1 protein-coding gene is annotated in these 475 nt (G+C 73.7%); it reads left to right on the top strand.

Annotated elements, in window-relative coordinates; genetic code table 11:
- Window positions 1-413 (top strand): MOFRL family protein (locus tag VTU_RS30485; protein ID WP_010110824.1); only part of this gene is annotated, 413 nt, incomplete at its 5' end.
- Window positions 414-475 lie beyond the last annotated feature (62 nt).

Genomic DNA, 475 nt, shown 5'->3' with positions numbered 1-475 from the left:
ACGCGGCGCTCGCGCGCTCGGTCGCGCGGCGCGGCCAGCCGTTTGCCGCGCCCTGCGTGATCCTGTCGGGAGGAGAGACCACCGTCACGGTGCGTGCGCGCGCGCCCGGCCTGCCGCGCGGACGCGGCGGCAGGGCCGGCGAGTTCTGCCTGGGACTCGCGCAGGCGCTGCAGGGCGCGCCCGCCGTGTGGGCGCTGGCGGCGGACACCGACGGAATCGACGGCAGCCAGGACAACGCCGGGGCCCTTGTCTGCCCCGACACGCTGGCGCGCGCGCGCAGCGCGGGGCTGCACATCGACGCGCATCTGGCGGGCAACGACTCCTGGGGCTTCTTCGCGCAACTCGACGACCTGCTGGTCACCGGCCCCACGCACACCAATGTGAACGACTTTCGGGCACTGCTGATCGTGTAGCACCCGCTCCCCGCCCCTGCGGTTGCTGGCGCCGCGATGAACATGCCAAGCGCTCAATCCTC

It is taken from the genome of Verminephrobacter aporrectodeae subsp. tuberculatae At4, assembly GCF_000193225.1.
GTDB lineage: Bacteria > Pseudomonadota > Gammaproteobacteria > Burkholderiales > Burkholderiaceae_C > Acidovorax > Acidovorax aporrectodeae.
The sequence above is the reverse complement of the archived record's forward strand: the minus strand, read 5'-3'. Positions and strand labels throughout refer to the sequence as shown.